The following is a 25,670-nucleotide window of genomic DNA, read 5'->3' on the forward strand; positions in this document are numbered from 1 at the left end:
ATAATAAAAACCCCTCCACGAAAAATCATGGCAGGGGGTTTTGCACAAAACCTAGCGCCGTCCCTGGTGCCTTGCCCGCGGCGGGCGGCGCTGCTGCTGGGTGGGCACAACCCGGGGCTCGGGCGGAATGGCCTCCTTGCGGGAGAGCTTTAAGCGCCCCTGGTTGTCGTAGCCGATGGCCTTCACCACAATGGTGTCCCCTTCTTTTACCACGTCCTCCACGCGGTTTACCCGGTGGTGGGCCAGGTGGGAGATGTGCACCAGGCCTTCCTTGCCCGGCATCCCAAATACGCCCGGTATCACCTCCACAAAGGCGCCAAAGTCGGTCACCCGGGTAACGCGTCCGGTGTAAATCTCGCCCACCACCACGTCTCTGGTGATGGCCTCGATAATCTCCTTGGCCCGCTGGCCGGCCTGCGGGTCCAGGGCGGTGATAAACACCCGGCCATCGTCCTCGATATCGATTTCCACGCCCGTCTCATCGATAATCTTTTTAATCATCTTGCCCCCGGGGCCGATAACTTCCCGGATCTTCTCCGGATCGATGGTCAGGTGGATGATGCGGGGGGCGTAGGGTGAAAGCTCCGGCCTGGGGGCGGGAATGACCTCCAGGATCTTGTTCAAAATGTACAGGCGCGCCTCACGGGCCTGGGCCAGGGCTTTTTCCAGTATGTCTGCCGTAATGCCCGGGATTTTAATGTCCATCTGCAGGGCGGTAATCCCTTCCGCCGTGCCGGCCACCTTGAAATCCATGTCCCCCAGGTGGTCCTCAATGCCCTGGATGTCCGTAAGAATGGCCACCCGGTCGTCTTCCTTGACCAGCCCCATGGCAATGCCGGCCACGGGCGCCTTAATGGGGATGCCCGCATCCATCAGGGCAACGCTGCTGCCGCACACGCTCCCCATGGAGGTGGAGCCGTTGGAGGAGAGAACCTCGGAAACAACGCGGATGGTATAGGGGAAGGTATCCTCGCGGGGGATGACGGGCTCTAAAGCCCGTTCCACCAGGGCGCCGTGCCCGATTTCTCGACGTCCCGGCCCCCGTATGGGCCGCGTCTCGCCGGTGCTGTACGGCGGGAAGTTATAGTGGTGCATGAACCTCTTGGCCTCTTCAATGCCCAGGTCGTCTAAGATCTGCTCGTCGGAAACTGCCCCCAGCGTGACCACGGAGAGCACCTGCGTCTGGCCGCGGGTGAAGAGGCCCGAGCCGTGGGTGCGGGGCAAGATTCCCGCTTCCACCTTGATGGGCCTTATCTCGTTGAGCTTCCGCCCGTCGACCCGGACGCCTTCCTCTAAAATTAGCTTCCGCACCACCTTCTTTTCCGCCGCCTCAATTACCGCCTTAATGGATTCCTCCTGCTCGGGGAAGGTTTCCCGGAAAGTTTCCATGAGGCGGTTTTTAACTTCTTCCAAAAAAGCCTCCCTTTCCTGTTTTTCCAGGCGCTCCTGCACGCAGTGCCTGATGGCCTCGGCAAGCTGCTCCAGCGCCGGACCGCTGACGGCCTCCTCCACCTGGGGGTCCACCTGGGCAAGCGGCAGGGCGACCTTCTCTTTGGCCAGGCCCAGGGCCAGGGCCTCGGCGCGGAACTCCTCGATAAAGCGCACGATGCCCTTTACATGCTCGTGCCCGAAGACAATGCCCTTGATGATCTGGTCCTCGGGCACCTCCTTGGCGCCGGCCTCCACCATCATTACCGCCTCGCTTGTGCCGGCCACCACCAAGTGCATGAGGCTTTTCTCCGCCTGGGCCACCGTCGGGTTGATGACGAACTCTCCGTCCACCAGCCCCACGATAACCCCGCCAATGGGCCCCTGAAAGGGGATTTCGCTGATGTGCAGGGCCGCGGAAGCCCCGATCATGGCCGTTATCTCCGGCGCGTTGTCCTGGTCCACGGACAGAATGGTGGCCACCACCTGCACCTCGTTCCGGCACCCCTTGGGAAACAGGGGCCGTATGGGCCGGTCGATGAGCCTGGCGGAGAGAATGGCCTTCTCGCTGGGGCGGCCCTCGCGCTTGATAAAGCCGCCGGGTATCTTACCCACGGCGTAAAAACGCTCCTCGTAATCCACCACCAGCGGGAAAAAGTCAATGCCCTCGCGCACGTTCTTGGACATGGTGGCCGTGACCAGCACCACCGTATCGCCGTAGCGCACCAGCACGGCCCCACCGGCCTGTCCGGCCACGTGGCCGGTTTCCAGCTTCAGGATGCGCCCGCCTAACTCCATTTCCTTAACTAACACGGGTGTACCCAGCATTTACATTTACCGACCTCCTGCTTAGCTTACCGAAAAGGCGGGTAAAAACATACCCGCCGTCTTTTCACTTGCGCAACCCTAACTTTTCGATGACCATGCGGTAGCGTTCGTAATTGGTTTCCTTCAGGTAATTAAGGAGTGCCCTCCTCTGGCCTACCATTTTCAGCAGGCCGCGCCGGGAGTGAAAGTCCTTCCGGTGTACCTTGAGGTGCTCGGTCAGGTTGTTTATGCGCTCCGTGAGGAGGGCAATTTGCACCTCAGGGGACCCGGTGTCGCTCTCATGGCGTCGGTATTCCGAGATCAAGGCCTGCTTCTTCTCCTGCGTGAGAGCCACTACCAGCTCACCTCCTCCTGCCAGTAATCGCTGCTGGCCAAGGAAAACACCCCCTGCGGGGCGGCCCCTAGCCAACAGTTCATGCACTACTTTCCAATTATTGTAATCACCAGCCTCCCGCCCGGGATGTCCTTGGCCACCAGGTCAAACACGCGACCGGAGCGGGCCACAAAACCCCGGAAGCGGGTGGCCGTGGGCACGCGTCCCGGGATACTGGTAGCAGCGGCAATAATATCGGCCATGGTTATTCCTTCCTGACGCGCATCCTTCAGGCGTTTTTTGGCGTGTTCGGTGACGATAACGCGCATGGCCGGGCGTCTTCTTCTTGGGCTAAAAAGGCATAGAGGGCGTCCTCAAAGGCCGTCAAAGCGGGGTCCTCCACGCCATGCTGGCGATAAATCTGCTCGAGCTCCTTTTTCAGTTCCTGGAAATCTTCGCTCAGGCAAATCAGCGCTATCTGCCTGACCAGGGTGCGGATCTCCTCCTCCGCGGAGTCCCGCCTACCAACCCCCATCCAGCCTCTCCTTCCTCAGCTGGAGGTTTAACAGGTTCATTTTAGCACATCTCCAGGAAGAAGTAAACTATTCGCCGCACTCCAGCCTGGCCCTGGAGATGTCCTGGCGGATCTGGGCCACGAGGTCGGCCACGGAAGCAAAGCGCTTCTCTTCCCGCAGGCGCCTCTTAAAGCGCACCACCATCCAGCAACCGTAGAGGTTGCCGTGAAAGTCGAGCAGGTGCACTTCCACTTGCCGGCGGGTGTCCCGGCCGTAAAAGGTGGGCCTTGTCCCTATGTTGGCCACCCCCAGGAAGCGGTCTCCCCCAACCTCCACTTCCACCACGTACACCCCGTTGGCGGGGATGAGGAGGCCGTTCTCCGGCTCCAGGTTGGCCGTGGGAAACCCCAGGGCCCCTCCCCGCCGGTCACCCGGCACCACCTGCCCCTCGACAAAGGGGCAGTAACCCATGAGCCTGGCCGCGCGGTCCACTTCCCCCCAGGCCAGCATCTGGCGGATGAGGGTGCTGCTGACCACCTGGCCGTCCACCTTTACCGGGGGCAGCACGTGAACCTCAAACCCGTAGCGCCGGCCGCATTCTTGCAGGAGCCCGGGAGTCCCCTTCCCCTGGTAGCCGAAGGTGTAGTTGTAGCCCACAAAGACGGCTTCTACCCCCAGGCCCGCCCACAAAACGTCGCGGACGAAGTCTTCCGGCTCGATGCGGGCAAACTCGCGGGTGAAGGGGACCCGCAGGAGCAATTCCACCCCCAGCCCGGCAATGAGCTTTTCCTTGGCCCGCTGGGAAAGCAGCAGGGGAGGGGCATTCTCGGGATCGAGGACGGACAGCGGGTGGGGGTGAAAGGTAAAGACGGCCGGAACAGCACCCATTTCCCGCGCCCTGGACACCATTTGCCCGATAAGCTCCCGGTGCCCCAGGTGTACGCCGTCAAAATTGCCCAGCCCCACTACCAGGCGGGGGTAAAGCTCTTTTAAACCGTGCCACGACTCGTAGACCTTCATTTCTCTCCCATCACCCTAACCGGTTGAAAGTAATGGCGCCCCGGGTGGCTCGGATCGCCAGTCGCCCTGGCCACGGCCAGGAACTCTTCCCCGTCGTAAAGGCGCACCAGCTCGCCCTCTTGCAGCGCGGGCGGCGCCTCCTTCACCCCCGGCCAGAAGAGCACCCCGCCGCACAGCACTCTTTCCCTTGCCGCCGGGCGCACCACCACACGGGGCAGGTGGGCCAGAGCCTCACCGGCAGGCGTCAGCGCCTCTTCCAGGCGCCCCGCGCGGGCCGCCTCACGCACTTCTTCCAGGGTGAGGCACTGGTGCAGGGTAAAGATGCCTGCCCGGGTACGCAAAAGAAAACTCATGTATGCCCCGCAGCCCAGGCTCTTGCCCAGGTCGGCACACAGGGAGCGCACGTAGGTACCGGCCGAGCAGGTGATATCCAGCAGCGCGCGGGGGCGAGGGGTTCCCAGCCCTTCCGTGCGCACCAGGCGCAGGGCGTGGATATGTACTTTGCGGGGAGCCCGCTCCACCTCTATGCCCCGCCGGGCCAGCTCGTAAAGCCTTTGCCCGCGATGGCGGAGGGCAGAAGTCATGGGCGGCACCTGCCATATCTCGCCGCGGAAGGCCTCCAGTGCCTCCTCTATGCGGGCGGCAGTGAGGTCTTCGGCCCGGCCCTCGAAAACCACCTCCCCGGAGGCATCCCCTGTGGTGGTGGAGCACCCAAAGGTTACCTCCGCCCGGTATTCCTTATCGTCCTTCAAGAACTGCACCAGCCGCGTGGCCCGCCCCAGGCAAACCACCAGCACCCCGGCCGCTCCCGGATCGAGGGTCCCCGCGTGGCCCACCCGCTTTTCTCCCGTCAGGCGGCGGACAAAGGCTACCACGTCGTGGGAGGTCATCCCCGGAGGCTTGAGGACAGGCAAAACGCCGTTCACGGCGCACCCGGCTCCCGGGACGCCAGTTCTTGCAGCACGGCGGCCAATACCTTTTTCATGACCTCACCGGCGCTGCCGTCCAGCACGGCTCCGGCCGCCCGCATGTGGCCGCCGCCGTTAAAAAGGGAAGCAATGCGCTGCACGTCCACACCGCCCCGGGAACGAAAGCCCACCTTCCACCGCCCGGGACTTATCTCGCGGAAAAGCATGGCCACCTCCACCCCTCGCAGGGAGCGCACGTACTCAATGAGGCCGTCCGTATGCTCATCCTGCGCCCCCAGGCTGTCCAGCGTCTCCCGGGAAACGCTCATCCAGGCCACGCGCCCGCACGGCGTGAGGTCCAGGGTCTGCAGGGCTGCCTGGAGCACCCGCAGGTGTAGGAGCGACTTCTGCTCAAAGAGGAGCGCGTTTACCTTTGCCGCATCTAGCCCCTCCTCCATTAACCTGGCCACGCGCCGGTGGGTGCCAGGGGTGGTGTTCTGGTAGCGGAAAGAACCGGTGTCGGTGGCAATGGCCGTGTAGAGGCAAACGCCTATGTCCCCAGCGGGGGAAACATGCAGGTGTTCCAGGAGGTCCTGGATGATCTCGCCGGTGGCGGCTGCCGCCGGATCGATATAGCTGTAGTGGCCGAAGGAGTTATTGCCCTTGTGGTGGTCGATGGCACACACCAGCGGCACGCGCGCCAGGAGTTCCTTCAACGGCCCCAGGCGCTCGGGGTTGGAAAGATCCACGGCCACCAAAAGGTCGTATTCCCCTCCCAAGGCCTGCTCCCCGGTGAGGAAGCGGTCCGCCCCCGGCAGGAAGTGATAGACCTCGGGAAGGGGATCGGGGCTGGCCAGGGTAACGTCCTTGCCCAGCTTTTCCAGGGCCAGGCCCAGGGCAGCCGCCGAGCCCAGGCAATCCCCGTCGGGCATCACGTGACCGCAGATGATCACCTTCCCGGCTTCCTGAAGGCACCGGGCTATTTCTGCAAGATCCTTCATGATTCGGAGGCACCCCGCTCCTTAACCTCCTGGAGAAGTTCCATGATGCGGGCCCCCCGCTCAATGGAGGGGTCCAGCTTAAAGACCACTTCCGGGGCGTAGCGCAGGCGGAGGCGCCTGCCCAGCTCGCCCTTCACGTAGCCCCTGGCCGCCTGGAGGGCTTCCATAGTTGCCTTCTGCTCCTCGGCAGAGCCGTAGACGCTGACGTAAATCTTGGCGTGGCGCAGGTCGCTGGACACCTCCACGGCGGTGATGGTGGCAAACCCGATGCGCGGGTCTTTCAATTCCCCCTGGAGCATTGCCGAGACCTCTTCTTTAATAACCTCCGCCAGTCTTTCCGGACGACGGGACACCTTTTCAACCTCCTGCCGCTGCCTGGCTAGGCCAGTTCCCTCTTTACGGCCTCCATGGTGTAGGCCTCGATGATATCGCCTTCCTGAATCTCATTATATTTCTCCAGCGAAAGGCCACACTCGTAGCCCTGCGCTACCTCGCGCACGTCATCCTTAAAGCGCTTGAGGGAAGCCAGCCTGCCTTCATAAACCACCTTGCCGTCGCGGAGCAACCGCACGCCGGCGTCGCGGGTAATTTTTCCTTCGGTAACGTAGCAACCGGCCACCGTACCCACCTTGGAGATCTTAAAGATCTTGCGTACTTCGGCCCGCCCCAGGAAAACTTCCCGGTACTCCGGCTCCAGCAACCCGCTCATGGCCTTCTTTACGTCGTCGATGGCCTCGTAAATGACACGGTAGAGGCGGATATCCACCTTCTCCCGCTCAGCCACGCGCCGGGCATTTACGTCGGGGCGCACGTTAAAGCCGATGATGATGGCGTTGGAGGCGGAAGCCAGCATGATGTCCGTTTCGGTTATGGCCCCCACGCCCTGGTGAATGATGCTTACCTTTACCTCTTCCGTGGAAAGCCTTTCCAAAGCCTGCTTCAAGGCCTCCGCCGAGCCCTGCACGTCGGCCTTAATGATGATGCGCAGCTCCTTGACCTGGCCCTCTTTAATTTGCCTGAAGAGGTCGTCTAAAGAAACGCGCGGCGCCGCCGCCCGGAACTCTTCCTCGCGCTTCCTGGAGGCACGCTTTTCAGCTATCTGGCGAGCCGTCTTCTCATCGGGTACGACGAAAAACTGGTCGCCGGCCTGGGGCACTTCGGCAAAGCCCAGCACCTCCACGGGCATGGAGGGGGAGGCCTTCTTGACCCGCCGGCCCTTGTGATCGAGCATGGCCCGCACGCGGGCCCAGGTGGTGCCGGCCACCAGGTTATCGCCCACCTCCAGGGTGCCGTTCTGCACCAGCACCGTGGCCACCGGCCCGCGCCCTTTATCGAGCCTGGCCTCGATTACCGTCCCCCGCGCGGGGCGGTTGGGGTTGGCCTTGAGCTCCTGCATTTCCGCCACCAGGAGGATCATCTCCAGGAGGTCCTCAAGACCCTGGCGGGTCTTGGCGCTCACCGGGACCATGACGGTATCCCCGCCCCACTCCTCGGCCACCAGGCCGTACTCGGTGAGCTGCTGCTTGACCCTTTCCGGGTTGGCGTTGGGCTTATCGATCTTGTTGATGGCCACAATGATGGGCACGCCAGCCGCCCTGGCGTGGTTGATGGCTTCTACGGTCTGGGGCATGACGCCGTCGTCGGCGGCCACCACCAGCACGGCAATGTCGGTGACCTTGGCTCCTCGGGCGCGCATGGCGGTAAAGGCCTCGTGGCCGGGCGTATCCAGGAAGGTAATCTTCTTGCCGTTGTGCTCCACCTGGTAGGCCCCGATATGCTGGGTGATGCCCCCAGCCTCGGTGGCCGTGACGTTGGTCTGGCGGATGGCGTCTAAAAGGGAGGTCTTGCCGTGGTCCACGTGGCCCATCACCGTAACCACGCAGGGGCGGGGTACGAGAGCCGACGGGTCTTCCTCGGGCTCTTGCAGGAGCTGGGCCTCGATGTCCGGCTCCACCTTGACCTCCACTTCAAAGCCAAACTCCGCGGCCACCACGCCGGCGGTATCGGCATCTATTTCCTGGTTGATGGTGGCCACGACGCCCAGCATGAGGAGCTTCTTGATCACCTCGGCGGGGCTCTTTTTCATTTTTTCGGCCAGTTCTTTTACCGTAACGGATTCCCCGATAACAATGGGCTTTTTCTCCGCCACCTGCTGGGGCGCAGGCTCATCCGGAGCGGCCTTCTTCTTCTGCACCACCTGTTGGCGCAGCTTGCGGTCCACCAGGGTTTCTTCCAGGAGGAGTTCCTTGCGGTCGCGGGCCCGCTCGGCGTATTCCCTCTCCTGCTTCTTCTCCACGCGGGCCTTATCCTGGCGCACCTTTTCGGAAACCGCCTTAACCTCCTGGGGCACGCTGGGCACCCTCAAGTGCTCGGGGCGCGGCGGGCGCGGGGGCTGGGGAGGAGCCTCCGGGCCTCTTGCCCGCTCCGGGGGTCTGGCGGGCTTCGGCCTGGGCGGCTCGACCTTTAAGGGGCGCTCCTGAAACCGCCTGTCCGGAGGGCGGGAGGGCACGCGATCCACCAGCCCCGGCCCGCGGTCGTAACGCCGTGCCTCATGCCTTGGGCCGCGGCCCTCCCGCCGCCTCTCCTCCGGCCTTTCCCCTTTGGGCGACCTCTCAGGCTGCGGGGGCCGCTCGGCTGCAGCCGGTCTGGCCGGAGGCTGCTGGGGCTGGGGCGCAGGTGCGCTCTTCCCCTTCACCCTGGCCATAAACCGCTCCACTTCCTTATCCTCCAGCGTGGAGAGGGGGGATTTTACCGCCATACCCATCTCGTTAAGCTTTTTAATAAGCTCCTTGCTTTCCATGTTCAGTTCTTTAGCCAGTTCATGGACCCTTTTTTTAGACAATATTAACACCTCCAGTTAAACCACAGCGGCCAGCTGCCACTACATAATATCCTCCCTGCCTGCCGTCAGGTACTGCATAATCCCCCGGGCAAAATTTTCGTCCATCACGGCTATCACGGCGCAGCTGGACCGGTTCTGCACCAGCCCCAGCTCTTCTTTCCGCCCGTATACCGCCGCGGGCACCCCGGCTCTCCTGGCGTAAAAGAGAATGTTTCTCTTGGTACGCTCCGCGGCATCCTCCGCAATCAGGATAAATTTCGCACGCCTCTTGCGTATGGCCAGGCGCACCGCCCTGTCCCCGCCGATAATAACCCGGGCGCGCCGGGCCAGGTGGAGCATCTGCTTCACGCGCTCCCAGCTCACTGGCCCTTTAACCCCTCGGCCAGGGATTGGATGATTTCCTGCCCTACCGGACGCTGCAGGGCCCTTTCCAGGCGCCTGCCCTTGACCGCCTTTTCCAGGCACTCCAGGCGCGGGCAAATGTACGCGCCGCGCCCCGAGCGCTTGCCCGTCGGATCGATTTCCACTTCGCCCTGCGGGGTGCGCACCACACGGATGAGCTCCTTTTTGGGGCGCATCTCCTGACAACCCACGCACATGCGCTGGGGAATTTTCTTTACCTTCGGCAAGCCTTACCACCACCCTTCAAGCTTTCCGCCTTAGAGGGTTTGCTCATCGTAGTACCCGTATTCCTGGGCGTAAATCTCCTGCATCTGGGACTCGCTCTTGATGTCGATCTTCCAGCCCGTAAGCTTGGCCGCCAAGCGGGCATTCTGCCCTTCCCTGCCGATGGCCAGCGAGAGCTGGTTGTCTGGCACGATAACGCGCGCGATTTTCTCTTCTTCCCAGATTTCCACGGCCACCACCTTGGCCGGGCTCAGGGAGGCTGCCACAAACTTTGAAGGGTCGGGGTTCCACTTGATGACATCGATTTTTTCGCCGTTAAGCTCGTTGACCACGGCCTGGATCCTCATCCCTTTGGGCCCCACACAGGCCCCCACCGGATCCACGTTCTCGTCCCGGGAGTACACGGCAATCTTGGAGCGGTACCCGGCCTCCCGGGCTATGGCTTTCAGCTCCACAATGCCCTCCTGTAACTCCGGCACTTCCAGCTCCAAAAGCCTCTTCAAAAGCCCCGGGTGGGTGCGGGAAACCAGTATCTGCGGCCCCTTGGTGGTGCGGCGAACTTCCACAATGTAGGTTTTAATCCGCGTTCCCGGGCGGTACTCCTCGCCGGGCATCTGCTCGGCAGGAGTGAGGATGGCCTCCGTGCGCCCGAGGCTGATGTAAACGTTTTTCTGGTCCACCCGCTGTATAATCCCGGTGACAATGTCCCCCTCACGGCTGGCGTATTCCTCGTATATGGCGTTGCGCTCCGCCTCGCGAATGCGCTGGACCACCACCTGCTTGGCCGTCTGGGCGGCTATGCGTCCGAAGTTCCGCGGCGTAACCTCCTTCTCCACCACGTCCCCCACCTTGTACCGGGGGTCTATCTTGCGGGCCTCCTCCAGCGAGATCTCCAGGCGGGGGTCCTGGACCTCCTCCACCACCGTGCGCTGGGAATAAACCTTAAAATCCCCCGTTTCCCGGTCAATGACCACCCGGGCGTTTTGCGCGGAGCCAAAATTGCGCCGGTAGGCAGAAAGCAGGGCGGCTTCCAGCGCCTCAAAAAGCACATCTGCGGGGATGCCCTTTTCTTTCTCCAGCTCCCTTATGGCTAGCAAAATTTCCCCCTTCATTTCCCCTCATTATCCTCCTAGGACCAAGTTGCTTTCAAGCGGGCCTGTGCCACCTGGGCCAGGGGGATCCTCCTTTCCCGGCCGTCATCGGTAACCAGCACCACCTCCTGGTCCACCAGGCCCACCAGGTGCCCGGTAAACCTTTTCTGCCCGTCTAGGGAGGTGAAGGTGGTGAGCTGTACCCGCCGGCCCGCAAAGCGCTCGTAATCGGAGGGCTTTTTGAGCGGGCGCTCCACGCCGGGAGAAGAAACCTCCAGGTGGTACGAGTGGGGAATGGGGTCCGTTTCGTCCAGGAGCGGGTCCAGCCTCTCCGATACCGCCTGGCAGTCGTCAAGCGTTACCCCCCCGGGCTTATCGATGAAAACGCGCAGGTACCAGCGCCCTCCCTCCTTGACGTACTCCACGTCCACCAACTCCATTCCCAGCGACGCAACCACCGGCCGGGCCAGCTCCTCAACCACCGCCACCACCTTGCTTTTAGCCACGGTTCCTTCCCCCTTTGCCTAAATTACGCGGTAAATAACACGAAAGAGTGGGGAAACACCCACTCCTGCTCATCCCAATAAACAGCATAGCCACACAAGCCAAACTTAGTATACACAAAAAGCACCCCGAATGCAAGAGGAGATGGCCAAACCTTTACCTCTGCTGCTCCACGCGGTACACCCCGGGCATGGCCGCCAGCTTGTTTAAAACCAGCACCTGGTCTACATGGGGCTTAAACTGAATGGCCACCTGCATGATCTGGCAGTTTTCCTGTAACTGCTTCTCCACCTCTATCTTCCTGATGATGCCCACCTCCTCCAGCAGGGAACCCACCTGGTGGATGGTTTCCGGGTGGTCGCAGACGGCAATGCACAGCACGTCCTGATGGCGGGCCTTGCGTACCTGGTCTTCGATGGTGCCCAGGATGACAAGGGCAAAGAGGACCAGGAAGGTAGTCAAGGTCGCAGCCAGGTAGTAGCCCGCCCCGGCGGCCAGGCCGATACAGGCTACGGCCCACAGGCTGGCCGCGGTGGTGAGCCCGCGCACCAGGTAGCCTTCCCGCAAAATTGCCCCGGCTCCCAGAAAGCCGATCCCGCTGATCACCTGGGCGGCAATGCGCCCCGCGTCGCCCTTGAACTGAAAGTGCAGCTCCTCGGAAACCACCATGGCCAGGGCCGCCCCCAGGCACACTAGGATGTGCGTGCGGAAACCCGCCGAGTAAGCGCGCAGGGTAACGTAAAGCCTCTCCCGTTCAAGCCCTATCAGGCCTCCCAGAAACACGGCCATAAACATGCGGATGAGGATTTCCTGTTCGGAGAGCATGTTCCTACCCCCCAGCCCTACCCTCCCAGCGCACGCTGGACTCCTCCACCAGAAGACGCATGAGGGCCACCGCTTCTCTTGCCGCCCGGGGGCGCCCCAGGCCGGCCGATGCTTGCGCCATGCGGCGGTAGCGCTCCTTATCGCCAAGGAGCGAGGCCACTTCCTGCCCCACCATCTCCACCCTGCCCACCAGGACGGCAGCGCCTGCCCGGCAGAGGTATGCGGCGTTGCGCTCTTCCTGGCCGGGCAGGGGGCTTACAATGACCACGGGCAGGCCCTTGGAGAGGGCCTCCGCGCAGCTGATGCCTCCGGCCTTTCCCACCATGAGCTGGGCAACGGACATCAACTCGTGCACGTTCCGTGCAAAGCCCAAAACCTTTACCGGGCAGGCGGCACCGGCGGCCAAACGGGAAAGCCTGTGGCGGAGCTGCTCGTTTTGTCCGGTAAGCACCAGGAGCTGGCAGGAAGCGGGCCCCTCCATTAGGCGCCGCACCACCTCCGCCAGCGGCCCCATGCCCAGGCCGCCGCCCGTAACCAGGACGGCGGGAAGCGCCGGGTCCAGACCGAGCTCCCGCTGCAGGCGCCGCACATCCACCGGGCGGGCAAAAGCAGGATCAATGGGAATACCCGTGGCGTGGACGCGCTCCACCGGGTAGCCAAACTGGCGGAAGGGTTCTTTTAAGTCCTCGCCGGCCACCAGGTACGCCTCCACGCGGGGGAAAATCCAGAAGGGGTGAACGGTAAAGTCGGTTACGGCAGCCACCACGGGCACGTGCAGCAGGCCCCTTTTCTTGAGCTGGTCCAAAATGCCCACGGGAAAAGGGTGCGTGCAGGCGATTACCTGAGGGCGCACATCCTGTAAAAATTCGGCCAGCCGCGGCGCGGCCACCCTGTTCAAGATGCGGTTAAATTCCTGCTTCACCAGCCCCGCCAGGGGGCGCCTCCCCTCTGCGCCCCGGTAGAGGTAGCCGTACACGGCAGGGGTAAACTTGAGCATCTCCATGTACGTCCCCAGGACCAGCTTTTCCAGGAAGGGGCTGGCATAGCGGAAGGTATCCAGGACGAATACCTGTGCCCCCGGGTTTTCTTCTTTTACTGCTGCCGCCAGGGCCTCGGCCACCCGCATGTGCCCGGTACCCGCCGATACGGATAAAATGGCCACCCTCTGCAGAGCACCCATGGCTATCCCCTTACGGCAGAGGCGATAAACTCCTGCACGTGGGAAACGAGGCCCTCGAGGGGGACTTCCTGTGTCTCCCCCGTGGCCCGGTATCGCACTTCCAGGTTTCGCGTTTCCACCGCCCTTGCGCCCACGGTGATGCGCAGGGGATAGCCCACCAGGTCGGCATCCTTAAATTTAACTCCCGCCCTCTCCGGGCGGTCGTCCAGAACTACCTCGATACCTGCCGCGAGCAGTTCCCGGTAGACCTCCTCGGCCAACTGCGCCTGGGCCTCTTCCCGGTAGTTAACGGGCACCACCACCACGTGGTAGGGCGCAATGGGCACGGGCCAGATAATACCGTTTTCGTCGTGGTTCTGCTCCACCGCCGCGGCCATGGTCCTGGTCACCCCGATGCCGTAACAGCCCATGATGATGGGACGGCTCTGGCCGTACTCGTCCAGGTAATAGGCCCCTAGGGCGCGGCTGTACTTGTCCCCCAGCTTGAAGATCTGGCCGACCTCGATGCCCCGCGCCTCCTGCAGTGCTTCGCCGCACCGGGGGCAGGGGTCTCCCGCCCGCACCTGCCGGATGTCAGCCACTCTGTGGGGCGCAAAGTCCCGGCCCGGATTAACGTTCAAGAGGTGGGCATCGTTCTTGTTGGCGCCGGCCACGGCATTTACCATCCCCGTGACTTCTTCGTCGGCCACGACTTCCACGCCTTTTAGCCCCACCGGGCCGGCATAACCCGGCGCCGCCCCCGTTATCTCCTCCACAGCCTCAGCGTCGGCCATCTCCAGGCGCAGCACGCCCAGAACCCTCTGCAGCTTAACCTCGTTCACCTCCCGGTCGCCGCGCACCAGGGCCGCCACCGTTCCCTTCTCTGTCTGGAAAAGAATGGTTTTAATGATCCGGGAGGGCTCCACGCCCAGGTAGGCGGCCACCTGCGTAACGGTGTGCATGCTGGGGGTAGAAACCAGCTGCACCGCGCGCGCCTCTTCCACCGCCTCTTCCCGACGGGGGGGTGAAACGGCCCGCTCCACGTTGGCCGCATAGCCGCACTCCTCCCGGGGGCAGAAAACTACCAGCGCCTCACCCGACTCCGCCAGGACCATGAACTCGTGGGTGACGTTGCCGCCGATGGCCCCGGAATCGGCCTCCACCGGGCGGAACCTGAGGCCGCACCGCTGGAACACCCTGGTATAGGCCGTGAACATCTTCTGGTAGCTGATATCCAGGCCGGCCTCGTCGCGGTCGAAGGAATAAAGGTCTTTCATAATGAACTCGCGGCCCCTCATCAGGCCGAAGCGGGGGCGGCGCTCGTCGCGGTACTTGTTCTGGATCTGGTAAAGAAGTAAAGGCAGCTGGCGGTAGGAGTTAACCTCCTGGCGCACCAGGGCCGTGACGATCTCCTCATGGGTGGGGGCCAGGCAGAAATCCCGCCCGTGCCTGTCCTTGAGCCGGAAAAGTTCCGGCCCGTAAACGTCCCAGCGCCCGGATTCCTGCCAGAGTTCGGCGGGCTGGACAATGGGCATCATGATTTCCTGCCCGCCCTGCCTGTCCATCTCTTCTCTGATAATTTGCATAATCTTCCTGACTACCCGCCAGCCCAGCGGTAGGATGTTGTAAATGCCTGCCGCTACCTTGCGGATGAAACCCGCCCGCAGCAGGAGCTGGTGGCTAACGACCTCGGCTTCCGCCGGCACTTCCCTCAGGGTTGGCATGAGCAGCTGACTGGCGCGCACCTTCCACCCTTCCTCCTTTTTCTGCCAGCAGTTTTTCCACTTCCCTTACCAGGGCTTCCACCAGTTCTTTCTCCGGCACCCGGCCCACCACCCGCCCGGCACGGAAAATGACCCCTGCCCCCCGGCCCCCGGCAAGGCCCACGTCGGCGCTCCGGGCCTCGCCCGGACCGTTAACGGCGCACCCCATAACGGCCACCTTTACGGGTTCCTCCACCCAGGCGAGGCGCTCCTCCACTTCCCTGGCAATGCGCTCCACGTCCACGCAGGTGCGCCCGCAGGTGGGGCAGGATATTAACTCTATGCCCCTTTTGCGCAAGCCCAAGGCCTTCAGAATCTCGTAGGCCACGCGTACCTCCTCCACCGGGTCGGCTGTGAGGGATACCCTGATGGTATCCCCGATCCCCTGGGCCAGGAGGGCCCCGATGCCCACGGCAGACTTTATGGCCCCCCTCTCCAGGGTGCCCGCCTCGGTAACCCCCACGTGAAAAGGGCAGTCCACCTGCCCGGCCAGCAAGCGGTAGGCTTCAAGCATCAGCGGCACATCGGAAGCTTTGAGGGACACCTTGTATTCGCGGTAACTCAGCTCCTCCAGGAGGTTAATGTGGCGCAGCGCGCTCTCCACCATGGCCTGCGGTGTCGGGCCGCCGTACTTGGCCAGGAGGTCCCTCTCCAGGGAGCCGGCGTTAACCCCTATGCGGATGGGCACTTTTCTTGCCCGGGCCGCCTCGACCACCGCGGCCACCCTTTCCCGCCCGCCTATGTTGCCGGGATTAATGCGCAGGCCGTCCACGCCCGCCTCCAGGGCTGCCAGCGCCAGGCGGTAATCGAAGTGGATATCGGCCACCACCGGAATGGGCGAACCGGCCTTAATCTCCTTCAGGGCCCTGGCCGCTTCGCGGTCCGGAACGGCCACGCGCACGATCTCGCAGCCGGCCCGTGCCAGCCGGCGGATCTGCTCCAGGGTGGCCTTAACATCGCGCGTGTCCGTGTTGGTCATGGACTGCACGGAAATGGGGGCACCGCCGCCCACCTGGACCGGGCCGATAAAAACGGGCCTCGTTTTCCTCCTTTCCATGGCTTTCCCCCGTTACATTAATTGTAATATATCCCGGTAGGTAATAAAGACAATAAGGAGGATAAGCAGCCCGAAGCCGATGAGGTGGATGAAATTTTCCTTGGCCGGGTCCAGCGGCTTGCCCCGTATGGCCTCGGCGGCCAGGAAGAGCAGGCGGCTCCCGTCAAGGGCGGGAACGGGCAGGAGGTTAAACAGGGCCAGGTTGACGCTCAAGAAAGCGGCCAGTTGCAGGAGGTAGTATACCCCCAGCTGCACGGCGGCATGGATTTCCTGCACGATGCGCACGGGGCCGCCCACTTCCGCCGGCGCCGCCCCCACCACCATCTTGCCCACAAAGAGCAGGATCACTCCCGCCAGGCGCGCGGTGTACTCGGCACCCCTGAGCAACGCCGCCACGGGGTTCAGACGCTGCGGCTCCTGGCGGGGGTAAATGCCGATCTTTCCCCGGCCGCGCTCGTCCACGGCTGTGACCATGGCAAAATCCAGGACCTGGCCCTGCCTTTCCACTGTCACCACAATGCGCTGCCCTGGGTGGCCGTTGATGGTGCGGGTCATTTCTTCCCAGCTCTTCACCGGCTGCCCGTTGACGGCCACAATCCTGTCCCCGGGCAAAAGGCCCGCCTTTTCCGCCGGCTGGCCCGGGACCAGGCGGGCAACGGTAGTAGTGGGCACGGGAAAGCCCTGGAAGAAAAAGATCACGGCCAGGAGCACCACAGCCAGGAGGAAATTCATCAGGGGGCCGGCGGCAATTACCGCCGCCCGCTGGCCCACGGTCTTATGCTGGAAGCTGCTCTCTTCATCCTCCACTTCTTCCTGCGGGTCCATCCCGGCCATACGCACAAAGCCCCCCAGCGGGACTAAGCGCAGGTTGTAGGTGGTCCCCCTAAAGGCAAAGCCGGCAAGCCTGGGCCCAAACCCCAGGCTGAACTCGTGCACCTTAATGCCCACCCGCTTGGCCACGAGAAAATGGCCGAGTTCGTGAATGAAGATGAGCAGCCCGAAGACAAAAACGGATGCCCAGAAGGTCTGCATTGCGTTCACCCACCCACTTTCTCTCGGGCCTTCTGGCGTGCCCAGCGGTCGGCCGCCATGATCTCTTCCAGGCCGGGCTTCCGTACGGCCCGGTGCTCTTCCATCACCCCGGATACCACTTCCGGGATGCGGCTAAAGGCAATTTTCCCCTCCAGAAAGGCCGCCACGGCCACCTCGTTGGCGGCGTTGAGCACCGCCGGCATGGTGCCGCCCTCCCGTCCCGCCGCATAGGCCAGCGCAAGGCAAGGGAAGCGGCCGGTATCCGGCGGCTCAAAGGTGAGGGTGCCCACACGGCAGAGGTCCAGGCGGGGAAAGTCCGCGGGCCAGCGCTCGGGGTAGGAAAGGGCGTACTGGATGGGCAGGCGCATGTCCGGAAGGCCCATTTGCGCGAGCACGGACCCGTCTACAAACTCCACCATGGAGTGCACAATGCTCTGCGGGTGAACGACCACCTCGATGCAGTCGTAATCAAGGCCGAAAAGCCAGTGCGCCTCGATAACCTCCAGCCCCTTGTTCATCAGGGTGGCCGAATCTACCGTTATTTTCCTGCCCATCTGCCACGTGGGGTGGGCCAGGGCCTGCTCCACGGTTACCCGGGAGAGGTCCCGGGGCTCCCGGCGAAAGGGGCCCCCGGAAGCGGTGAGGATGAGCCGCCTCACCTGCGCGGGTGAATGCCCGGCCAGGCACTGCCAGATGGCCGAATGCTCGCTGTCCACCGGGAGTATGCTGGCCCCCTTTTCCCGCGCCAGCCTCATGACCACTTCCCCGCCGGCCACCAGCGTCTCCTTGTTGGCCAGGGCCACATCAAGCCCCCTTCGCAGCGCCTCCACAGTGGGCAGGAGCCCGGCGGCACCGGAAACGGCGTTTAAAACCAGCCCGCGGCCGACGGAGGCCACCACCGCCGCCAGGCCCTCCTGCCCCCAGTATATTTCCGGCCGCTGCCTTGTGCCGAGCCGGCGCGCAAGCGCCTGCGCGTCTTCGGGGGTGGCCAGGGACACCACGCGGGGGGAGAACTCCTCAATCTGCTCGGCCAGGAGGGGCCAGTTTCTGCCCCCGGCCAGGCCTACCACCTTGAGCCTGGAGGGAAAGCGGCGGATGACCTCCAGGGCCTGCCGGCCAATAGAGCCGGTACTTCCCAGCACGGCAATTTCTTTCATTGGCCTACTCAAGACCCCTCTTCAAGATTTTTTACCGTTACCGCCGTGATTAAAAGGGCCAACTACATTTAAAGTGGCTTTCAGGGCTATGAGGGTGAGGGGCCCCAGGACCAGCCCCAGCACCCCCACGGCCTTTAAGCCCACATACATGGCCACCATCACGGCCAGCGGGTGCAGGCCGAGGTGGGCGGCCACCACCCTGGCCTCCAGCACCTGCCTTACCCCCCATACGAGAAGGTAGAGCACGAGTAGCTTTATGCCAAAGGCAATCTTGCCGGTAAAGAACGACCAGACGGCCCAGGGAATGTAGATGGTGGCCGGCCCTAAAACGGGGATGACGTCAAAGAGGCCCACCAGGAGGCCCACCGTGAGGGCATACTTGGCACCGATAAGGTATAGCCCCACAATGCTCTGCAGGGTGGTCAGGGTAACCAGGAAAGTCTGGGCCCTCAGGTACCCGAAAGCCGCACCCACCACCCGCCGGCTGACCTCCAGCATGTGGCGGCCCCACGGTTCCGGGACCACTTTTAGCCACAATCCCGTGATGAGCTGGGCGTCCCGGCTGAAAAAATAGGTGGCAATGAGGGCCACAATGATGGTCACCACCGCGCTGGGGAGGGAGGCCACCAGGTGGATTAAAAACCCCGCCAGGGAGGCTGCCAGGCGCGACAGCCAGGTGGTAAACACGCCCATATTCTCCTGCAGGCGCTGGGTTACCAGGGGAGGGAGCTGAAAGTAAAAGACCTTGCCCTGTTCCAGCAGGCGGTTAAACTGCGCCTGCAGCGGCCCCAGGGTCTGGGGCAGGTGTACGGACAGCTCCATCAGCTCCCCGCTCAGGCGGAGGACCAGCAGCGCCGCCAGCGCACCCGCGCCGCCCACCACCAGCAGCATGGCACAAGCCACCGCCAGGGGGCGTTTAAGGCGCAGCTTTTCCTGGGCATAGCGCACCATCGGGTCGATTAAAACGGCCAGCACAACGGCCATTAAAAAGGGGGTTAAGGCTACGGTAAAAAAGCGGAAAATGTGCGCCAGCTCGGGCAGGACGTACTTCCAGACGAAGTACAGGAGGAGAACGGTACATAAAAACAGGATGACCCGTAAAACCCTGGGCACCTGATTCACCTCTAAAAATCACATAAACATGCTGACAAAATAATACACCAGGGGCGCCGTAAAAAGCATGCTGTCGAAGCGGTCGAGAATGCCCCCGTGGCCGGGAATGATGTCACCGGCGTCCTTTACCCCGGCCTGGCGCTTTAAGGCCGACTCCACCAGGTCGCCCATGAGAGCCGCCAGCCCCAGGAGAAAACCCAGCAGCAGGAGCCGCCCGCGGGGCAAAAAAGGGTATATGCCTGCAAAGGCCAGGGAAGCCAGGAGGCTGCCCAGAAAGCCCCCCAGCATACCTTCTACGGTCTTTTTGGGGCTTAAAAGGGGAGCCAGCTGGCGGCGACCCCAACGGCGGCCGATGAAATAGGCCGCGGTATCGGTGGACCAGGTACCTACCAGGGTAAAGGTGAGCCAGATCCAGCCGTTGGGCAAGAGCCGCAGGAGGTATATGTAAACGAAGAGGCCTATGTAGAGGGAGACCAGCACCGTAACCGCGCCTTCTACGGGAGAAAAGCGGGGGTAGAGCAGCACCACGGCGGCCAGCACAAAAAATAACACCAGGGTGAAGCTCTTGCCCAGGGCGGCGTCCTGGTAAAGGTAAGCGCCGGCCAGCACCAGGAGGCTGCCCGCCACCGTCAGCCCGTAGGGGAGGTACAGGTTCAGGTTCTGGAAGAGGGCCACCATCTCCAGGGTGGCCAGGACCATAAGCAGCCCCGTAAGGATGAGGAGCGGAATGCTGCCGTGCCAGACGGCAGCAATAATGAGGGGGATGCCAATTAAGGCGCTTATGATCCGGTGCCGCAGCAACTCACTTCACCTCGAGAGAGCCCGCCAAAGCGGCGCTCCCGCCGCTGGAAATCCACCAGGGCCTGGAGGAGGTGCACGCGCCGGAAATCGGGCCACATTACGGGAGTCAACCAGAACTCGGTGTACGACAGCTGCCACAGGAGAAAGTTGCTGATGCGGAAATCCCCGGAGGGCCTGATGAGGAGGTCCGGGTCCGGCTGGCCGGCGGTGTAGAGGTGGGCGGCAACGGTGGACTCATCTATTTCTTCCGGCGACAGCATGCCTTCTTTCACCAGCCGGGCCAAGGCCCGTACGGCATCCACAAGCTCGCTACGCCCCCCGTAGTTCAGGGCGAGGTTGAGCACCAGGCCGGTGTTGTGCCGGGTGCGCGAAACGGCCATTTCCAGCGCCTCCCGGGCGTGCGGCGGCAGGTCCTGCAGGCGGCCAATAGGATGAAGGTTAACGTTGTTGGCGGCCAGCTCCTCTATCTCCTTATAAAGATATTCCACCAGCAAATCCATTAGCTCGTTTACTTCTTCCCGCGGCCTCTTCCAGTTTTCCGTAGAAAAGGCGTAAACGGTCAGGTACTTGATGCCCAGCTCGACGCAGGCCCGCACCACTTCCCGGAGCGATTCCACGCCTGCCCGGTGACCGTACGTTCTGGGCAGCCCCCTCATCTGGGCCCACCGGCCGTTACCGTCCATGATGATGGCCACATGCCGGGGCAGGCGTGAGCGGTCCAGCTGGGCCAGGAGGGCCTCTTCAGGGCCGGGGCCTTTCATCCTGCCGAAGAGAGCGTGAGCCCACTTTTTAAGCAACGCGTCCTCCTCCTCAAATTTAAAACAACCCCCTCCTTAAAGAGGGGGCTTGCCGCCGGCTACTCTTCCACAATGGCTCCCGTCGGGCAGGCATCCATGCAGGTACCGCAGCTCTCGCACTTCTCGGGGTCAATCCGGTAGGTCCCTTCCTCCTCCAGGATGGCCCCGGTAGGGCAGGATTCCAGGCAGGTCCCGCATGCCTGGCACTCATCGGCAACAATGCGGTAGGCCATGGTTAACCCTCCTTAAGATTTTCTTCCTCGCAGGCCACCGTGAGCACAGCCTTCCGGGGGGCTACCGCTTGAAACCGCAGGACTCTTTCCGGCCCACCCGGTTTCCTCCCGGGAGGGGCCGTGCGTACCACCTCCACTTCCCAGCCCAGCTGCCGGCAAAGTTCTGCGGCTGCAGGCAGCCTCCAGGCGAGCACGTCCGGCTCCAAGGCGCCTGTGCTCCTCACAGCTGCATGATCTCCTGCTCTTTGCTGGCCAGCAGCTGGTCGATTTCCTTTACATACTTGTCCGTCAGCTTTTGAATCTCGTCCTGGGCGCGCCGGGACTCGTCCTCGGAAATTTCCCCATTCTTTTGCTGTTGCTTAAATTTTTCTATGAACTCCCGCCTGATGTTCCTTATGGCTACGCGGCCCTCTTCGGCCTTCTTTTTGATTATCTTTACCAGCTCCGCGCGCCGTTCCTGGGTGAGAGGCGGTATAGTCAGGCGGATGACCGTGCCGTCGCTGGTGGGAGTGATGCCTAAATCGGACTTTAAAATAGCCCTTTCCATTTCCGGCAGAACGGACTTGTCCCAGGGCTGGATGACCAGGAGGCGCGGCTCGGGAACGGATATGGTGGCCAACTGGTTGATCGGGGTCGGCGTACCGTAATAAGAAACGGTAATCTTGTCCAGCAGGGCTGGGGTGGCCCGCCCGGCCCGCAAGGAAGCAAATTCCTTCTTGACCACTTCCACGGTCTTCTTCATGTTACTTTCCGCTTCGGCAATCACCGGATTGGTGGCCATCGAAATCACCCCCCACGTAAGTACCTACATTTTCCCCCAGCACGGCCCTTTTAATGTTGCCTTCCTCATTTAAATTAAAGACGATGATGGGAATGCGGTTATCCATGCAGAGGGACGTGGCGGTGGAATCCATTACCGCCAGGCCCCGGTTTAAAAGATCGATGTACGTCAGGCGCTCGAAGCGGCGGGCATGGGGATTCTTTAAGGGGTCGGAATCGTAAACGCCGTTAACCCTCTTGGCCATGAGGATTACGTCCGCCTCAATCTCGGCGGCCCGCAGGGCGGCGGTGGTATCGGTGGAAAAGTACGGGTTGCCGGTACCGGCGGCAAAAATGACCACGCGCCCCTTTTCCAGGTGGCGAATGGCCCGGCGCCGTATGTAGGGTTCGGCCACCTCGCGCATCTCAATGGCCGTCTGAACCCGCGTGCTCACGCCCTGCTTTTCCAGCGCGTCCTGCAGCGCCAGGGCGTTGATTACCGTGGCCAACATGCCCATGTAGTCAGCGGTGGCGCGGTCCATCCCCTTGGCGCTGCCGGCCACGCCGCGCCATATGTTTCCCCCGCCCACCACCACCGCCACCTGCACGCCCATGGCGGCCAGCTCCTCAATTTGCGCGGCAATAGACTTCACCACATCGGGATCTATGCCGTACCCCCGGTTACCGGCCAGGGCCTCCCCGCTCAGCTTCAAGACCACGCGCCTGTACTTGGGCTTGCAAGCCGGCGTCACGCCCACGGGTGCTACCTCCGCTTTCCCCAGTTTTATTCTACAGCCTGCAGGAAAATCCTCTTAGTCTCCTTGCGGCTTTGCCAGGCCCTCGCCGAGCTCAAAGCGCGCAAAGCGGCGGATGACGATGTTTTCCCCCAGCCGGGCGATTTTCTCCGTGAGAAGCTGCTGCACTGTAATGTCTGGGTTCTTAATGAAGGGCTGCTCCAGGAGGCAGACTTCCTTGAAAAATTTCTCCAGGCGCCCCTGTACGATCTTCTCGATGACCTTTTCCGGCTTGCCCTCGTTGGCCGCCTGGGCGGCGAGGATCTCCTTTTCCCGCGCAATGACGTGCTCCGGGACGTCTTCCCTTTTTATGTATTCCGGGCGGGCGGCGGCAATCTGCATGGCGATGTCCCGCACGAAGAGACGGAACTCGTCGGTCTTGGCCACAAAGTCCGTCTCGCAGTTCACCTCTACCAGGACGCCGATGCGCCCGCCGCCGTGGATGTAGGCGTCCACCACCCCTTCGGTGGCCAGGCGCCCGGCCTTTTTGGCCGCCTGGGCCAGCCCCTTTTCCCGCAGGTAATCGATGGCCTTCTCCATATCGCCGCCGGTGGCCATCAGGGCCTTCTTGCAGTCCATCATGCCGGCCCCGGTGCGCTCGCGCAGTTCTTTAACCATTGCCGCCGTGATTTCGGCCATTAATTTCCTCCTCCTCACCAAAAGAGATTATTTCCCCGGCAGGGCGGGCTTAAACCCTGCCCCAGAGAAAAAGGAGGGGTTCCCCCCTTAAGCCAGGGGGCCCCTGCCGGTTCACTGCTCTCCTTGCGGCTTCGTCTCACCAATCTGCTCGCCCTGGCGCCCTTCCAAAACCGCATCGGCTATCTTGCTGGTAATAAGGCGCACCGCCCTTATGGCATCATCGTTGCCCGGGATGACGTAATCGATTTCATCGGGGTCGCAGTTGGTGTCCACAATGGCCACAATGGGAATCCCCAGCTTGCGCGCCTCGGCCACGGCAATCCGTTCCTTGCGGGGATCGACCACAAAGAGCGCGTCGGGAAGTTTCTTCATATTTTTGATGCCGCCCAAAAAGCGCTGCAGCTTTTCCTTTTCCTTCAAGAGCCTGGCCACTTCCTTTTTGGGCAAAACGGCCATGGTTCCCTCGGCTTCCATGCGCTCGAGCTCGTGGAGGCGGTCAATGCGCCGTTTAATGGTCTGGAAGTTGGTGAGCATGCCGCCCAGCCAGCGCTGGTTGACGTAAAACATGCCGCAGCGCTCGGCTTCCTCCCTAATGGACTCCTGCGCCTGCTTTTTGGTGCCCACAAAGAGGATGGTACCGCCCTCGCTGGAGAGGTTGCGCACGAAGTTATAGGCCTCTTCCAGCTTGCGCACCGTTTTCTGCAGGTCGATGATGTAAATCCCGTTGCGGTCAGTAAAAATATAGGGGGCCATTTTAGGGTTCCACCGGCGGGTCTGGTGCCCGAAGTGCACCCCGGCCTCCAAAAGCTGCTTCATGGAGATGATGGCCATCTTTGCTTGCACTTACCTCCTTTGGTTTTAGTACCTCCGCCGCCTTCATACTCCTGCAGGACCCCGCCAGGGGCACCCCTAAAGAAGTCCGGCGGCGTGCGTGTTACACGTCAGGCAGTATTCTAACACAAACCTCCCTGGGGTTCAAGGGCGGTGAGGCCGTTTAAGGAAGGGTGGCGTAGGCCTCCTCGTCAAAGTAGAGCTCGCGCCCCCAGGGAACGTGAGCCTCCTCCGGCACCCGCGGCTGTGCCACAGCCTCCAGGCGGAAGAAGTTCGATGTGTACCAGTTGATGTCGGGAACCGGCAGGCGCTCAAAAGCACGGGTCACCAGGGGATAATTTTTGGCCACAAAACCCTCCCGCTCGAGCTCGTACTCGTGAAAGTCGTGGATTATGTCGGTAATCACAAAGTTCATCTCCAGGATCAGCTTCTGAATCCGGTACCACTTGTCCCTAGAGGCCTCTAGGTGGGTGAGGCCAAAATACCCGGCGCTCCCCTTGCCCTTTAACGACTCCGCGCAGCGGTATAAAAACAAGCTAATACCCGGCAAGGTTTCCACCGGATCGATGAGGAAGGTGTCGTAGGCGGCGCGAAATTCAGGGGGCAGGGGACGGCGCACATCGTATTTGTAAGCGGCAAGATTCTTCCAGCCCCTCCTGCCGGCATTCTCGTTGATGAAGTCTACCAGCCGCTCATCCACTTCCAGCACGGTAATGCGCCCGGTCATCCCCGTGAGGGCCATGGCAATGCTGGTGAGATCATCGTCGCCAATGAGGAAGATGTCCTTGTTTTCCAGGTCTCCCCGCTGGTACATGAGCGCCACGCGGCTCACGGTGCTCCCCGCATCCACATAGCCCTGGTCGTACTCGGCTATGGCCTGCGGCCTGTGGCGGGCAATTTCCTGAAATTCTTCCAGTACCTCCTTAAAGCGTCCCTGCAGGACCACCGTCTTTCCCTCGCAGGTGGGGCAGGCCACCGACTCCAGAGGAGACAGCCCTTCCTCTTGGGCCACTTCCCTCCCCCGGGAAGTTAAGGAGATGCTCCCTCCCTCGCTGCGGATCAATCCCCTACGGGTCAGGTCCTCCAGCACCTCCACATACCTGGCCAGGTGGCCGTCCTGCTCCCTGATCAGCTGCCAAAAGGTAGCGGGCTTTAAAAGCAACCGGCGTAAAATCTGGCCTTCTACCCTGTCCAACATTTCACCTCCGTACCAAAATTTTTATTACCAAATTCACTGAAACAATAGTATACCACAGCCCGCCTGGTAACCGAAAGGTTTTTGTGACATCCTCCCCCCAATAAATTGGGGGGCATCCCGTCGTGGGATGGCGGCTGATCAACCGCAGGTTAGCCAGCATTCCCCGGATGACCCGGATCATCACCTTGGCCTTTAGGGGTGCCACGCTCCCCTTTCTCCCAGGGTCATGCCCCGAGAGCATCGAGCGCTTTGGCGGCAATGTTCAAAGCCCCAACCCTGTCCGCATCGGACTGGTACCCGCACCTGATGCACTTGAACCAGGCATGGGTTTTCCGGTTGTAGCGGGAAACATTCCCGCACCGCGGACAGGTCTTGGAAGTCTCCTTGGGGTCGACGTAGATTACGGGCACCCCGGCAAGGGCGGCCTTGGATGCG

General features: G+C 62.1%; 30 protein-coding genes. All 30 read right to left on the bottom strand.

Going from position 1 to position 25,670, the window contains the following annotated elements; all coding sequences use genetic code 11:
- Positions 1-51: 51 nt before the first annotated feature.
- A complete protein-coding gene (locus tag G454_RS0108210; RefSeq protein ID WP_027718237.1) occupies positions 52-2,256 on the bottom strand; it encodes a polyribonucleotide nucleotidyltransferase in 2,205 nt (734 codons plus the stop codon).
- A 64-nt stretch (positions 2,257-2,320) separates the two neighbouring features.
- Entirely contained in the window at positions 2,321-2,590 is a 270-nt protein-coding gene (gene rpsO, locus G454_RS0108215) for a 30S ribosomal protein S15 (RefSeq protein WP_027718238.1), read from the bottom strand.
- Between the two features lie 86 nt (positions 2,591-2,676).
- Positions 2,677-2,832, bottom strand: a complete 156-nt coding sequence (locus G454_RS0108225; RefSeq protein WP_211230014.1) for a hypothetical protein — start codon at positions 2,830-2,832, stop codon at positions 2,677-2,679.
- 26 nt (positions 2,833-2,858) lie between these two features.
- The gene (locus tag G454_RS0108230) at positions 2,859-3,104 is read right to left on the bottom strand and encodes a hypothetical protein (RefSeq protein ID WP_027718240.1); all 246 of its coding nucleotides are present in this window, start codon (positions 3,102-3,104) and stop codon (positions 2,859-2,861) included.
- A gap of 67 nt (positions 3,105-3,171) precedes the next feature.
- Positions 3,172-4,104, bottom strand: coding sequence for a bifunctional riboflavin kinase/FAD synthetase (locus G454_RS0108235; RefSeq protein WP_027718241.1), 933 nt, complete (start codon positions 4,102-4,104; stop codon positions 3,172-3,174).
- Positions 4,101-5,030, bottom strand: a complete 930-nt coding sequence (gene truB, locus G454_RS0108240) for a tRNA pseudouridine(55) synthase TruB (protein WP_027718242.1) — start codon at positions 5,028-5,030, stop codon at positions 4,101-4,103. The genes G454_RS0108235 and truB overlap by 4 nt, the downstream gene beginning before the upstream one ends.
- Entirely contained in the window at positions 5,027-6,013 is a 987-nt protein-coding gene (locus G454_RS0108245) for a DHH family phosphoesterase (RefSeq protein WP_027718243.1), read from the bottom strand. The genes truB and G454_RS0108245 overlap by 4 nt, the downstream gene beginning before the upstream one ends.
- Positions 6,010-6,366, bottom strand: coding sequence for a 30S ribosome-binding factor RbfA (gene rbfA / locus G454_RS0108250; protein ID WP_027718244.1), 357 nt, complete (start codon positions 6,364-6,366; stop codon positions 6,010-6,012). The genes G454_RS0108245 and rbfA overlap by 4 nt, the downstream gene beginning before the upstream one ends.
- 26 nt (positions 6,367-6,392) lie before the next feature.
- Positions 6,393-8,855 carry a translation initiation factor IF-2 gene (infB, locus tag G454_RS0108255; RefSeq protein WP_027718245.1) on the bottom strand — a complete coding sequence of 821 codons (2,463 nt, stop codon included), beginning with the start codon at positions 8,853-8,855 and terminating at the stop codon, positions 6,393-6,395.
- Positions 8,856-8,894: 39 nt separating this feature from the next.
- Entirely contained in the window at positions 8,895-9,218 is a 324-nt protein-coding gene (locus G454_RS0108260) for a L7Ae/L30e/S12e/Gadd45 family ribosomal protein (RefSeq protein WP_027718246.1), read from the bottom strand.
- Positions 9,215-9,484, bottom strand: a complete 270-nt coding sequence (rnpM, locus tag G454_RS0108265; RefSeq protein WP_027718247.1) for an RNase P modulator RnpM — start codon at positions 9,482-9,484, stop codon at positions 9,215-9,217. The genes G454_RS0108260 and rnpM overlap by 4 nt, the downstream gene beginning before the upstream one ends.
- 30 nt (positions 9,485-9,514) lie before the next feature.
- Entirely contained in the window at positions 9,515-10,594 is a 1,080-nt protein-coding gene (gene nusA, locus G454_RS18350) for a transcription termination factor NusA (RefSeq protein WP_035107476.1), read from the bottom strand.
- Positions 10,595-10,611: 17 nt separating this feature from the next.
- Positions 10,612-11,079 (bottom strand): ribosome maturation factor RimP, encoded by a 468-nt coding sequence (gene rimP / locus G454_RS0108275; RefSeq protein WP_027718248.1) that lies wholly within the window; start codon positions 11,077-11,079, stop codon positions 10,612-10,614.
- Between the two features lie 154 nt (positions 11,080-11,233).
- Positions 11,234-11,902: an MgtC/SapB family protein gene (locus tag G454_RS0108280; RefSeq protein ID WP_027718249.1), complete on the bottom strand. Its 669-nt coding sequence runs from the start codon at positions 11,900-11,902 to the stop codon at positions 11,234-11,236.
- A gap of 4 nt (positions 11,903-11,906) precedes the next feature.
- Positions 11,907-13,082 carry an MGDG synthase family glycosyltransferase gene (locus tag G454_RS0108285; protein ID WP_027718250.1) on the bottom strand — a complete coding sequence of 392 codons (1,176 nt, stop codon included), beginning with the start codon at positions 13,080-13,082 and terminating at the stop codon, positions 11,907-11,909.
- A 2-nt stretch (positions 13,083-13,084) separates the two neighbouring features.
- Positions 13,085-14,806, bottom strand: coding sequence for a proline--tRNA ligase (locus G454_RS0108290; RefSeq protein ID WP_027718251.1), 1,722 nt, complete (start codon positions 14,804-14,806; stop codon positions 13,085-13,087).
- Positions 14,742-15,881 (bottom strand): flavodoxin-dependent (E)-4-hydroxy-3-methylbut-2-enyl-diphosphate synthase, encoded by a 1,140-nt coding sequence (gene ispG, locus G454_RS18355; RefSeq protein WP_084413372.1) that lies wholly within the window; start codon positions 15,879-15,881, stop codon positions 14,742-14,744. Before ispG ends, G454_RS0108290 begins: the two co-directional genes overlap by 65 nt.
- 12 nt (positions 15,882-15,893) lie before the next feature.
- Positions 15,894-16,913: an RIP metalloprotease RseP gene (gene rseP, locus G454_RS0108300; RefSeq protein WP_027718252.1), complete on the bottom strand. Its 1,020-nt coding sequence runs from the start codon at positions 16,911-16,913 to the stop codon at positions 15,894-15,896.
- Positions 16,914-16,918: 5 nt separating this feature from the next.
- Positions 16,919-18,070 (bottom strand): 1-deoxy-D-xylulose-5-phosphate reductoisomerase, encoded by a 1,152-nt coding sequence (locus G454_RS0108305; protein ID WP_027718253.1) that lies wholly within the window; start codon positions 18,068-18,070, stop codon positions 16,919-16,921.
- 21 nt (positions 18,071-18,091) lie between these two features.
- Positions 18,092-19,183 carry a sporulation integral membrane protein YtvI gene (ytvI, locus tag G454_RS0108310; RefSeq protein ID WP_027718254.1) on the bottom strand — a complete coding sequence of 364 codons (1,092 nt, stop codon included), beginning with the start codon at positions 19,181-19,183 and terminating at the stop codon, positions 18,092-18,094.
- Positions 19,184-19,201: 18 nt separating this feature from the next.
- Positions 19,202-19,984, bottom strand: coding sequence for a phosphatidate cytidylyltransferase (locus tag G454_RS0108315; RefSeq protein ID WP_027718255.1), 783 nt, complete (start codon positions 19,982-19,984; stop codon positions 19,202-19,204).
- Entirely contained in the window at positions 19,963-20,745 is a 783-nt protein-coding gene (locus tag G454_RS0108320) for an undecaprenyl pyrophosphate synthase (protein WP_027718256.1), read from the bottom strand. Before G454_RS0108320 ends, G454_RS0108315 begins: the two co-directional genes overlap by 22 nt.
- 95 nt (positions 20,746-20,840) lie before the next feature.
- The gene (locus G454_RS0108325) at positions 20,841-21,014 is read right to left on the bottom strand and encodes a DUF362 domain-containing protein (RefSeq protein ID WP_027718257.1); all 174 of its coding nucleotides are present in this window, start codon (positions 21,012-21,014) and stop codon (positions 20,841-20,843) included.
- Between the two features lie 2 nt (positions 21,015-21,016).
- Positions 21,017-21,220: a hypothetical protein gene (locus tag G454_RS0108330; RefSeq protein WP_027718258.1), complete on the bottom strand. Its 204-nt coding sequence runs from the start codon at positions 21,218-21,220 to the stop codon at positions 21,017-21,019.
- A 14-nt stretch (positions 21,221-21,234) separates the two neighbouring features.
- Positions 21,235-21,795: a ribosome recycling factor gene (frr, locus tag G454_RS0108335; RefSeq protein ID WP_035107477.1), complete on the bottom strand. Its 561-nt coding sequence runs from the start codon at positions 21,793-21,795 to the stop codon at positions 21,235-21,237.
- Positions 21,758-22,525 (bottom strand): UMP kinase, encoded by a 768-nt coding sequence (gene pyrH / locus G454_RS0108340; protein WP_035107485.1) that lies wholly within the window; start codon positions 22,523-22,525, stop codon positions 21,758-21,760. Before pyrH ends, frr begins: the two co-directional genes overlap by 38 nt.
- A gap of 60 nt (positions 22,526-22,585) precedes the next feature.
- Complete coding sequence (gene tsf, locus G454_RS0108345; protein ID WP_027718261.1) at positions 22,586-23,206, bottom strand: translation elongation factor Ts; 621 nt, start codon at positions 23,204-23,206, stop codon at positions 22,586-22,588.
- Between the two features lie 111 nt (positions 23,207-23,317).
- Positions 23,318-24,037 (bottom strand): 30S ribosomal protein S2, encoded by a 720-nt coding sequence (rpsB, locus tag G454_RS0108350; RefSeq protein WP_027718262.1) that lies wholly within the window; start codon positions 24,035-24,037, stop codon positions 23,318-23,320.
- A gap of 163 nt (positions 24,038-24,200) precedes the next feature.
- Positions 24,201-25,232 carry a bis-aminopropyl spermidine synthase family protein gene (locus G454_RS0108355; RefSeq protein WP_051276099.1) on the bottom strand — a complete coding sequence of 344 codons (1,032 nt, stop codon included), beginning with the start codon at positions 25,230-25,232 and terminating at the stop codon, positions 24,201-24,203.
- 227 nt (positions 25,233-25,459) lie between these two features.
- Positions 25,460-25,670 (bottom strand): zinc ribbon domain-containing protein (locus G454_RS0108360; RefSeq protein ID WP_027718264.1); only part of this gene is annotated, 211 nt, incomplete at its 5' end.

This window comes from Desulfovirgula thermocuniculi DSM 16036 (assembly GCF_000429345.1).
GTDB classification, from domain to species: Bacteria; Bacillota; Desulfotomaculia; order Desulfotomaculales; family Desulfovirgulaceae; genus Desulfovirgula; species Desulfovirgula thermocuniculi.

Coding starts and splice junctions, on each gene's coding strand:
- ispG (WP_084413372.1), bottom strand. CDS start 15,881: ATGGAAAGGAGGAAAACGAGGCCCGTTTTTATCGGCCCGGTCCAGGTG.
- G454_RS0108245 (WP_027718243.1), bottom strand. CDS start 6,013: ATGAAGGATCTTGCAGAAATAGCCCGGTGCCTTCAGGAAGCCGGGAAG.
- G454_RS0108230 (WP_027718240.1), bottom strand. CDS start 3,104: ATGGGGGTTGGTAGGCGGGACTCCGCGGAGGAGGAGATCCGCACCCTG.
- G454_RS0108225 (WP_211230014.1), bottom strand. CDS start 2,832: ATGGCCGATATTATTGCCGCTGCTACCAGTATCCCGGGACGCGTGCCC.
- rpsB (WP_027718262.1), bottom strand. CDS start 24,037: ATGGCCATCATCTCCATGAAGCAGCTTTTGGAGGCCGGGGTGCACTTC.
- tsf (WP_027718261.1), bottom strand. CDS start 23,206: ATGGCCGAAATCACGGCGGCAATGGTTAAAGAACTGCGCGAGCGCACC.
- G454_RS0108320 (WP_027718256.1), bottom strand. CDS start 20,745: ATGAAAGGCCCCGGCCCTGAAGAGGCCCTCCTGGCCCAGCTGGACCGC.
- G454_RS0108210 (WP_027718237.1), bottom strand. CDS start 2,256: ATGCTGGGTACACCCGTGTTAGTTAAGGAAATGGAGTTAGGCGGGCGC.
- G454_RS0108285 (WP_027718250.1), bottom strand. CDS start 13,082: ATGGGTGCTCTGCAGAGGGTGGCCATTTTATCCGTATCGGCGGGTACC.
- G454_RS0108280 (WP_027718249.1), bottom strand. CDS start 11,902: ATGCTCTCCGAACAGGAAATCCTCATCCGCATGTTTATGGCCGTGTTT.
- nusA (WP_035107476.1), bottom strand. CDS start 10,594: ATGAAGGGGGAAATTTTGCTAGCCATAAGGGAGCTGGAGAAAGAAAAG.
- G454_RS0108235 (WP_027718241.1), bottom strand. CDS start 4,104: ATGAAGGTCTACGAGTCGTGGCACGGTTTAAAAGAGCTTTACCCCCGC.
- frr (WP_035107477.1), bottom strand. CDS start 21,795: ATGGCCACCAATCCGGTGATTGCCGAAGCGGAAAGTAACATGAAGAAG.
- G454_RS0108305 (WP_027718253.1), bottom strand. CDS start 18,070: ATGAAAGAAATTGCCGTGCTGGGAAGTACCGGCTCTATTGGCCGGCAG.
- G454_RS0108325 (WP_027718257.1), bottom strand. CDS start 21,014: ATGGCCTACCGCATTGTTGCCGATGAGTGCCAGGCATGCGGGACCTGC.
- rseP (WP_027718252.1), bottom strand. CDS start 16,913: ATGCAGACCTTCTGGGCATCCGTTTTTGTCTTCGGGCTGCTCATCTTC.